Here is a 9,268-nt window from a genome sequence, read left to right as displayed (position 1 = left end):
CACCTCCCGCCACGACCGAAGGACCACCCCGCATGAGCATGACCCCGGAGCAGGCCACCTGGTTCGCAGACGTCGCAGGCCGCATCGTGACCAACGTCGAGCAGGTGCTCCTCGGGAAGACGTTCGTGATCCGCCTCGCGGTCACGGCGATGCTCAGCGAGGGGCACCTGCTCCTCGAGGACGTCCCCGGAACGGGCAAGACGAGCCTCGCCCGGGCAATGGCGCAGAGCGTGCAGGGCACCACGAACCGCATCCAGTTCACCCCGGACCTGCTGCCGGGCGACATCACCGGCATCAGTGTCTACGACCAACGGACGCAGGAGTTCGACTTCCACCGCGGGCCGGTCTTCGCGAACATCGTGCTCGCCGACGAGATCAACCGTGCGAGCCCGAAGACCCAGTCCGCTCTGCTCGAGGCGATGGAGGAGTCCGCGATCACGGTCGACGGCGTCAACCACCGTCTCGCCGCGCCCTTCATGGTCATCGCGACCCAGAACCCGATCGAGCAGGCCGGAACCTACCGTCTGCCCGAGGCGCAGCTCGACCGCTTCCTCATGAAGACGTCCATCGGCTACCCCGACCACGCCGCGACGGTGAAGATCCTCGAGACCTCGTCGGCTCCGTCCGCGTCGGTCCCGCTCGCGAGCGTCGTGCCCGCCGCGACCATCACCGAGATGGCCGCCCTGGCCCGCACCGTGCACGTCGACGCCGTGATCGCCGACTACGTCGCCCGTCTGGTGGACGCGACCCGCTCGGCGAGCGAGGTCCGGCTCGGCGTGAGCGTCCGTGGGGCGATGGGCCTGATCCGTGCTTCCCGTGTCCTCGCGGCGCTGAGCGGCCGGCACTACGTCACGCCGGACGACGTGAAGGCGCTGGCCGTCCCGGTCCTCGCGCATCGCCTGGTGCTCGACGCCGAGGCCGAGTTCGACGGCGTCAGCGCACCGAGCGTCATCGCGCAGCTCCTGGTGGAGACCCCGCCGCCCGCCGACCGAGTCACGACGTGACGGACCGCCGGCCCGTCTCCACGCGCTCGCGCCGTCCGTCCTCGACGCGGTCGCGTCGTGGCACGACGGGGTACGAGCGCACGGGGACGGTCACCGGCATGACCAACGTCCGGACGCGCATCGTCGGTGACCGCGAGGGCGTCGCAGCGGATGCGGTCATCGGGATCGTCCGGCTCTGGGCAACGGCCTGGAGGCTCGTCCTGCGTCTCTGGGGCGAGGTCTCGTCCGTCGTCACCGGGCTCGGGTGGACGGTCGCCGCGCTGACGCTCGTCGCGTTCGTGGCCGGCTACCGCTTCGGTCTGCGGGAGGTCGTCGTCGTCGGGTTCGCCGGCGCCGTGCTCGCGGTGGTCGCTGCGGTGGCGTTGATCGGCCGGTCGCGGCTGGTGATCCGGATGCGGCTGCCCCAGCACCGTGTGGCGGTCGGCGACGACGCCGGCGTGATCATCACGGCCGAGAACCCCACGCGCCTGCCGTCGGTGCCGACCACTGTCGAGGTGCCGGTCGGATCCGGTCTGGTCGACGTCGCGATCCCGGCCATCGGGCCGCACGGCACCTTCGAGCGGCAGGTCCCCGTCCCGACGCTCCGCCGCGGGGTGCTCGACGTCGGTCCCGTGACGGGGGTCCGCGCCGACCCCGTGGGACTCGTCCGCCGCGAACTCGTCTGGACCGCCCGCGAGCAGGTCATCGTGCACCCGCGCACCATCGCGATCCCGTCGACGAGCACCGGGCTGGTGCGTGACCTCGAGGGGCAGGCGACGACGGACCTGTCGCCCGCGGACATCGCCTTCCACGCCATCCGCGAGTACATGCCCGGCGACGACCCGCGCACCATCCACTGGAAGTCGACCGCCAAGTCCGGCGCGCTCATGGTCCGGCAGTTCGAGGACACCCGTCGCTCGCACCTCGTCGTCGCGCTCGGCATCGCCCGCGGTGAGTTCGCCGACGACGAGGAGTTCGAGCTCGCGGTGAGCGCGGCCGCCTCCCTCGGCGCGCGGGCGATCCGTGACGGCCGTGAGGTCTCGGTCGTGGTGTCCCAGCGCACGCCGGAGTTCGCGAAGCGTGCCGTGTACGCCGTGCGGACGCTCCCCACCGTGACGCCGACGCGCCTGCTCGACGACTTCGCCTCGGTCGGCCTCGCCGACGCGTGCCTGCCGATCGCCGAGGTCTCCCGGATCGTCGGGAGCGACACCGAGGGCATCTCCGTCGCGTTCCTCGTGGTGGGGTCGACCGTCGGCCTGGCCGCGCTCAGGCTCGCCGCCACGCGGTTCCCGGTCGGGGTGGAGGTCGTCGCGGTGATCTGCGAGCCCGAGGCCCAGCCGCGGTTCCTGCGCGTCGCGGGTCTGACGGTGATGACCATCGGCTACCTGGACGACCTCCGGCACGCCCTGCACCGATCGGCGTCGGCAGCATGAGCGCCGCACCCGTGACCACCCCGGCCCCGGACCGGGCGAGGCGCTCGACCCGACGTTCCGACCGTCGCGACGCACGGCGGCTCGTGCCGTTCCGGCTCGCCGGCGGCACGCTGGCGGTCTGGCTGTTGCTGGCCGTCGCGAGCACGTCCTGGTGGCCGGTGTACCGGGACGGCGCGATGATCACAGCCGCCTTCACGGCGATCGTCATCGGGACGGTCGTCGCGCTCCTCGGCACCCTGTTCCGGCTGCCGATGGCCGTCGTGGCGATCGCGACCGTCGCTGCCTTCACGCTCACCGGCGTCCCCGCCGCCGTGCCGAGTCAGGCCAACGGCCTCCTGCCCACCGGACGCGGACTCCTCGACCTCTTCGCCGGCGTCGCCCTCGGCTGGAAGCAGCTGGTGACCATCAGCCTGCCGGTGGGCTCCTACGAGGCGCTCCTCGTGCCGTACTTCGTGACGCTGCTGGTGGCCACGGTGGCCGCCGTGAGCGTGGCGACCCGCGCCTCCAGGCAGGAACTCGCGAGCATCCCGGCACTGGTGCTCTTCGCGGTGGGCGTGGTCGTCGGGCCGAGCCGGCTCGACACGTCGATCCTGACCGCGGTCGTCCTGGTCGGCCTCGCCCTCGTCTGGGCGCTGACCGTGCGGCACGCGCGTCGCGCGGTCGCGGTGGCGACCACCATCGGGTCACGCGTGCCGGTCGGGCGGTCGATCCTCCGCCCCGCCCTCGTGGGAACCGGCACCATCGTGGCCGCGGCGGTCGTCGCGACCGGACTCGGCCTGGTGGCACCTCCGTCCGGTGAGCGCACGGTCGCACGCACCGACGTCGTGAAGCCGTTCGACCCACGCGACTACGTCAGTCCGCTCAGCGGGTTCCGCGCCTACGAGGAGTCCACAGCCTCGGACGCGACCCAGCTCCGGGTGACCGGTCTGCCCGAGGGCGGGTTCGTCCGCATCGCGACGCTCGACACCTACGACGGCGTCGTCTACCGCGTCGGCGGGACAGACGGCTCCGCCGGCTCGGGCACCTTCGAACGGGTACCGACCGCGGTCGACGTCCGTGGCGTCCGGGGCACCACGGTCGACGTCGGCGTGACGGTCGACGGGTACCGCGGTGTGTGGTTGCCGACGGTCGGCGACCTGGAGCGCGTGGAGTTCACCGGGCAGGACGCCGACGACGAGCGTGGAGCCTTCTTCTACAACGGATCGACCGGCACCGGCGCCGTGGTCGGCGGAGTGGGGGACGGCACCTCCTACGACCTGACGGCGGTGCTGCCCGACCAGCCGACCGAACGACAGCTGGCCACCGCGCGGCCGGGGAGCGCCGCCGTGCCCACCGCCCGGGACGTCCCCGACGCCGTGCGCGACACCGTGGAGTCCACGACGGAGGACGTGTCGGCACCCGGTGCGAAGCTCCTCGCCGCGGTGCAGTCCCTGCAGCGGAACGGGTACGTCAGCCACGGTGTCGGCGACGACCGGATGAGTCGGTCCGGTCACGGTGCCGACCGTGTCCAGGAGCTCCTCACCGCACCCCTGATGATCGGGGACCAGGAGCAGTACGCCGCGGCGGCCGCACTGATGGCGGACGAGATCGGGTTCCCCGCACGGGTCGTGATGGGTTTCTCGGCCGGTGGAGACTCGGGCCGCGACGGCACCGCAGCGCGTGGCGGGACGACGACCTTCCGTGGGTCCGACGTCACGGCCCGCATCGAGGTGGACACCGCGCAGTGGGGATGGGTGATGCTCAACCCCAACCCCGAGGTGCGCGAGATCCCGAACGAGCAGCAGCAGACACCGCAGCCGGTCACCCGACCGGAGACGGTGGTGCCGCCGCCCCCGGTCGACCAGCAGGATCAAGACCAGCAGACGCCGCCCGAGAGCGACCGGAACACGCCGCCGGTGCAGCCGCTCTGGCTCCAGATCCTGCTCGCGGTGCTGCCCTGGGCCCTCGGGACCCTCGGCGTGGTCGCCCTCGTCCTGCTGCCGTTCGCCGTGATCGTGCTGCTGAAGCGCCTGCGGCGCCGACGACGGCGGAACACCACCACGCCCCGCGGCCGCATCGTCGGCGCCTGGGACGAGTACCGTGACGCACTGCTCGACCGCGGGCACGACGTGCGACGGTCCGCCACCCGACGCGAAGCCGTGGTCGGTGCACCGGGCGACGGCGGCACCGGACTCGCCGCGCTGGCCGACCGTGCGGTGTTCGGTCCGAGCGACGCCGACCAGACCACCGCCGATCGCATGTGGGCGGCGACGGACGACGCGATCGGTTCGCTCCGGACGGGGCGGACCCGGCGGGAGCGGTTCCGCACCGCCGTCTCGCTCCGGTCCCTGCGGGGAACGGGGCGTCGTCCGACCGCACGGTCGCGTCGGAGGACCGACGGCCAGGCTGCGTCGGGGCACGGCGACTACGATGTCCAGAGGCCGGACGAGCGTCGTGGACGGCCGAGTGAGGACAGAGGCACCACGTGATCAGATGCGAACACTGCGGATCGATGCTCCCGGACGGAGCGATCTTCTGCGGTGAGTGCGGACGCGCGGTCACCGCCGCCGCGAGCCGTCGCCCGGTCGCGCCGGCCCCCGTCGAACAGGCACCGCCGCCACCGTTGCAGCAGCCCGACGCCCACGGCCGACGGTCCGACCCGGCCTCCGACGCCTGGTTGCCCGAAGCCACGCTCGATCCCGCCACGCGTGCCTGGCTCACCGGTGCCGACCGTCGCGGGACCGAACCGCCGGCACCCGTGCCGGTGCAGCGTCCCGACGACTTCGCCCCGCGCCAGGCCCCCTCCCACGTGCACGGTGCCGGGTCCGGGCTCGAGGACCGGTCGGGTGCGCCGGGCCAGTCCGAACCTCCCCTCGATCCCGACGCATACCCGTCTGAAGCGCTCGATGCCGACGACCCCGAGCGCACCCGCATCGCCCCGGCTCCCGGTCGCCCCGAGACGCCCGAGGACCCGATCCGTGATGCTCCGTCGTCGGTCCCGGACCAGGCGGCGCGACAGCCTGTCGAGTCCCAGCCCGTCATGCCCCAGCCCGTCGAGCCGCAGCCCGCTGCCGAGCCCTCCGTGCCGGTGTGGGCGCCGCCCGCTGCCACCGCACCCCCGGCGGCACCCGCCGGGCCGTCCTGGTGGGTCGGTCGCGGTACCCCGGCTGCCGAGGCGCCCGCCGAGCCGGTCGTCCCGCCGATGCCGGGAGCACCCGCCGAACCTGCTTCCGAACAGGACGTTGCGGCTCCTTCGCCCGACGAACACGGCGCCCAGTACCCACAGGACGCACAGCAACCCCGGGACGCACAGGGTGCCCGGGACGCGTCCGAACCGGAGCCCGACGAAGCGATCGTGGCCGCGTCGGAGACGAGCGCCACCGACGATCAGCCGCCCGTCGTGTCGCCCCCGCAGCCCGGGGACACCGCCGTGGTCGAGCCGCTGATCGACCGTCGACCGCCCCGTCCGGCCCCGCTCGTCACCCCGGGCATGCACGAGACGGCCATCTGCCACGTCTGCGGCAACCGGCTCGAACCCGACGACATCTTCTGCGGCGAGTGCGGAGCCGTCCGTCCGGCGGTCACCGCGGCCTTCACCGGCCCGGTCATGCCGCTGCCGATGACCCGACCCGACTGGGCAGCCGAGGAGTCCGACGGGCCGCAGGCCGCCGACTCGGGCAACGCTGCGGACGAGCCGGACGAGTCCGACGCGGGTTCGGCCGAGTCCGCGGGTTCGGCCGAGTCCGCGGGTTCGAACGAGTCCGACGAGCGCGCTGCAGGCGACGAGCCGGACGACGAGATCCCGGTGGGCGACGATTCCCTGCGCGCCGAGGTCGAGCAGTCCGATGCCGGCCGACGCCCCCGTGGGGCGCACGCTGCCCCGATGATCGAGCCCGATCCGCCGACCGAGGCGTCTGCCGTGCCGCGCACGCCGATCCCGCCGGTGCCCGGTTCCGCCACCGTCCCCTCCTCGGTGCCGTCCGCCACCACCACGGGCGTGCCCTCTGCTGCACCGCTGCCCCCGATCCCGGGAGCGACCGGACCCGCACTGCCGCTCCCGCCAGTCGACCGGTCGGAGTCGCACGTGGCGGCCGATGCGGTCGACGACCCCGACGAGGACGTCGACGAGACGCGCATCGTCGCGAAGACCCCGACCCGGGCACCGTTCGTGCTGCACTTCAGCACGGGGGAGCGGCTCGGCGTCCACGGCACGGGCCTGCTCGGCCGACTGCCGCGACCGCAGCCGGGGGAGCGGTACGACGACCTGCTGACCGTGCACGACCCGGGCAAGTCCGTGTCGAAGACGCACCTCGAGCTCGGCCGCGACGGCGACGACCTGTGGGTCTCGGACCGTTTCTCCGGCAACGGCACGGTCGTGCGCCACATCGACGGATCGATCCGTCGCTGCGAGCCCGGTCGGCGGTACCGCGTCGAACGCGGCGCACGAGTCGACATCGGTGAGCAGTTCTTCCTGGTGCAGTAGGCGACTTCTCCACAGATCGGGTCCCGGGCCAGCGCTGGGCTGCTCGTTCCTGGTGCGATGGGGGCATGTCCCGGTTCACCGCTCGTTGCCTGATCGTGGGCGCCGCGGTCGCGCTCGTCGTGGCCGGGGTCCTCGCGCCGATCAGCGGCGCGGGGCAGGGCGTCCTGCTCGGCGCGGGTGCGTGCTGCGCCCTGGTCGACGTGGTGCTGCACCGTTCGGCCTCGGCGGACCCCGGGACCCTTCCGGTCGCGGTCGTCGCGCCGGCCGAGCTTGATCAGCCCGCCGAGCCCGGACAGCTCGGCGTGCCCGAGGCGCTGACGGGCACGGTCCCCGAGGACGGCGACGGCACGCCGGCACTCGTCCTCGGGCACGGTCCGGGCGGACGCGTGCTCCGGGTCGATGCCACGTCCCACGTCGTGGTCGTCGGTGCCGGAGCACTCGCCGTCGCGGTGTTCCGCGGGCTCGCCGAGCAGCTCCGAGCCGCTGCCGTCCACACCGAAGAGGACCTGCGTCGGGCCGATGCTCCCGAGCTCCTCGACGCAGTCGGGACCGGCAGCGACGATGCAGCCCCGAGCACCCTGTCAGCGAGCACGCTGCCGTCGGGGACCTCCGTCGTGGTGCGGATGGGCGCCGACGGTCGACCGCACGGCTCCGTGGTGCTCGTGGCCGGACTCGGATCGGCGCCCCGTCAGAGGGACGTCACCGTCGAGGTCTCACGGTACGGGTGCTCCGTCCGTCGACCGGACGACCACGCGGTCGTCCGGGTGTCCCCGGCGCTGCCGGTCCTCGTCCCCGACCCGGCGAGCGCCGATCGATGACCAGCGCCGAGCAAGGACCAGCGCCGAGCAACGATCAGCGCAACCCGGCGCCGACCCGCACCGCGCCGACGGGTACGCCACCGCCGAGCACCCGCTCGCCGGTCGCCTCGAGCACCTCGGCCACCCCGTCCGACGCGACGAGCCCGTTCCGCTCGAGCAGCGCCAGGGCCGCCAGGGTGCCGGCCCGCTGCGAGCCGTCGAGCACCTTCACGGCCACGGCGGCGCCTCCGGGCAACCCCATGACCATGACGCCCTCGGCACCGAGCTTCGCCAGCACCTGCAGGCGCTCGATGGTGACCGTGTTCGCGCGTCCGACGCCGTCGATCGCCCACGGGTGCGCCAGGACCGCGTCGGTCAGCGCGGCGGAGTCATTGTCGGCCCGCGCCACGACACCGGCGAACCCGCGTGCCAGCCCCGTCAGGGTGAGCGGGAACACGGGGGCGCCGCAGCCGTCCGTACCGACCAGGTCGACGGTCTCGTGCGTGTACTCCTCGACCACGGCACGCACCCGCTGCTGCAACGGGTGCTCGATGTCCAGGTACGTGGCTTCGTCCCAGCCGTTCACCCGGCAGGCCGCGAGCATGCCGGCGTGCTTGCCGGAGCAGTTCATCGCCAGTCGGCGGGGGCCGTCCATCGTCCTGGCGGTCCCGCGGTCGAAGGGCATGTCGGGTGGGCAGCCGAGGTCGGACTCGACGTGGTCGAAGGACTCGAGCATGTGCAGGGCGAGCGCCTGGTGCGCCGCGGTGCCGGCGTGGCTCGCGGTGGTGAGGACGAGTTCCTCGTCGGAGAACAGCGCACCGGCACGTCGGACGGCCAGGGCCTGGAACGGCTTCATGGTGGAACGCGGGTAGATGCTCGCGGTCACGTCGCCCACGGAGTCGATGACGGTGCCGGTCGCGTCGACGACGACGCCGGCGCCGACGTGCCGGCTCTCGTCGAACCCTGAGCGTTCGAGCACCGCCAGCTCGACGGAACCGTCGGCGGTGAGAGGATGGCGATCACTGCGGACTTCGGGGCTCACCGTCATGCCGCCATGCTAGCCAAGGCGAAGGGGCGCACCCGTGCACGACCACTCCTACGAGGTCTCCGTCAGCTGGACCGGCGACCGCGGGACCGGCACCTCCGGGTACCGCGACTACGGCCGCGAACACGTGGTCTCGGCGACCGGCAAGCCGGATGTCCCCGGATCCGCCGACCCGACGTTCCGCGGGGACCGTGACCGCTGGAACCCCGAGGAGATGGTGGTCGCGGCGCTGGCCCAGTGCCACATGCTCAGCTACCTGCACGTCGCGGTCACGAAGGGCTTCACCGTCGTCGACTACCAGGACACCGCGACCGCGTCGCTCCGCCTGAACCGCGACGGTTCGGGTGAACTGACCGAGGCGACCCTGCACCCGGTCGTCACGATCCTCGAGGCCGACCGGGTCGCGGACGCCGAAGCAGCACACGTCACCGCGAACGAGCTCTGCTTCATCGCGCGGTCCGTGGCGTTCCCGGTGCACCACGAGCCGCAGCTGGTCGTCCGACCTGCGTCATTGGCAGGGGACTCTTCGACAGGTGGGGCAGACTAGG

At 73.1% G+C, this 9,268-nt stretch carries 7 protein-coding genes; 6 read left to right on the top strand and 1 reads right to left on the bottom strand.

All coding sequences use genetic code 11. The features are described 5' to 3' along the window. Nucleotides 1-32 precede the first annotated feature (32 nt). The 5 genes from DEJ20_RS10830 (at nucleotide 33) to DEJ20_RS10810 (ending at nucleotide 7,696) form a co-directional block, all read left to right on the top strand. Nucleotides 33-1,004: an AAA family ATPase gene (locus DEJ20_RS10830; protein WP_027465773.1), complete on the top strand. Its 972-nt coding sequence runs from the start codon at nucleotides 33-35 to the stop codon at nucleotides 1,002-1,004. A gap of 98 nt (nucleotides 1,005-1,102) precedes the next feature. After that, a complete protein-coding gene (locus DEJ20_RS10825) occupies nucleotides 1,103-2,416 on the top strand; it encodes a DUF58 domain-containing protein (RefSeq protein ID WP_258377135.1) in 1,314 nt (437 codons plus the stop codon). Then, nucleotides 2,413-4,884, top strand: coding sequence for a TgpA N-terminal domain-containing protein (locus DEJ20_RS10820; RefSeq protein WP_111235082.1), 2,472 nt, complete (start codon nucleotides 2,413-2,415; stop codon nucleotides 4,882-4,884). The genes DEJ20_RS10825 and DEJ20_RS10820 overlap by 4 nt, the downstream gene beginning before the upstream one ends. Further along, complete coding sequence (locus DEJ20_RS10815; RefSeq protein WP_111235081.1) at nucleotides 4,881-6,878, top strand: zinc-ribbon domain-containing protein; 1,998 nt, start codon at nucleotides 4,881-4,883, stop codon at nucleotides 6,876-6,878. The genes DEJ20_RS10820 and DEJ20_RS10815 overlap by 4 nt, the downstream gene beginning before the upstream one ends. A gap of 65 nt (nucleotides 6,879-6,943) precedes the next feature. Next, nucleotides 6,944-7,696: a hypothetical protein gene (locus DEJ20_RS10810; RefSeq protein ID WP_111235080.1), complete on the top strand. Its 753-nt coding sequence runs from the start codon at nucleotides 6,944-6,946 to the stop codon at nucleotides 7,694-7,696. A gap of 34 nt (nucleotides 7,697-7,730) precedes the next feature. On the opposite strand, the gene DEJ20_RS10805 is transcribed toward DEJ20_RS10810, so the two are convergent. After that, nucleotides 7,731-8,723: an asparaginase gene (locus DEJ20_RS10805; protein WP_111235079.1), complete on the bottom strand. Its 993-nt coding sequence runs from the start codon at nucleotides 8,721-8,723 to the stop codon at nucleotides 7,731-7,733. 34 nt (nucleotides 8,724-8,757) lie between these two features. On the opposite strand from DEJ20_RS10805, the gene DEJ20_RS10800 reads away from it, so the two are divergent. Then, nucleotides 8,758-9,267 carry an OsmC family protein gene (locus DEJ20_RS10800; protein ID WP_071404620.1) on the top strand — a complete coding sequence of 170 codons (510 nt, stop codon included), beginning with the start codon at nucleotides 8,758-8,760 and terminating at the stop codon, nucleotides 9,265-9,267. Nucleotide 9,268 lies beyond the last annotated feature (1 nt).

Origin of the sequence: Curtobacterium sp. MCSS17_005, assembly GCF_003234225.2 — a bacterium.
In the GTDB taxonomy this organism is placed as follows: Bacteria; Actinomycetota; Actinomycetes; order Actinomycetales; family Microbacteriaceae; genus Curtobacterium; species Curtobacterium flaccumfaciens.
This window is presented reverse-complemented; position numbering and strand designations above follow the sequence as displayed.

Bases quoted from the DNA above. Each gene is read 5' to 3' on its own strand.
- DEJ20_RS10810 (WP_111235080.1), top strand. From the start codon at position 6,944: ATGTCCCGGTTCACCGCTCGTTGCCTGATCGTGGGCGCCGCGGTCGCG.
- DEJ20_RS10820 (WP_111235082.1), top strand. From the start codon at position 2,413: ATGAGCGCCGCACCCGTGACCACCCCGGCCCCGGACCGGGCGAGGCGC.
- DEJ20_RS10805 (WP_111235079.1), bottom strand. From the start codon at position 8,723: ATGACGGTGAGCCCCGAAGTCCGCAGTGATCGCCATCCTCTCACCGCC.
- DEJ20_RS10830 (WP_027465773.1), top strand. From the start codon at position 33: ATGAGCATGACCCCGGAGCAGGCCACCTGGTTCGCAGACGTCGCAGGC.
- DEJ20_RS10825 (WP_258377135.1), top strand. From the start codon at position 1,103: ATGACCAACGTCCGGACGCGCATCGTCGGTGACCGCGAGGGCGTCGCA.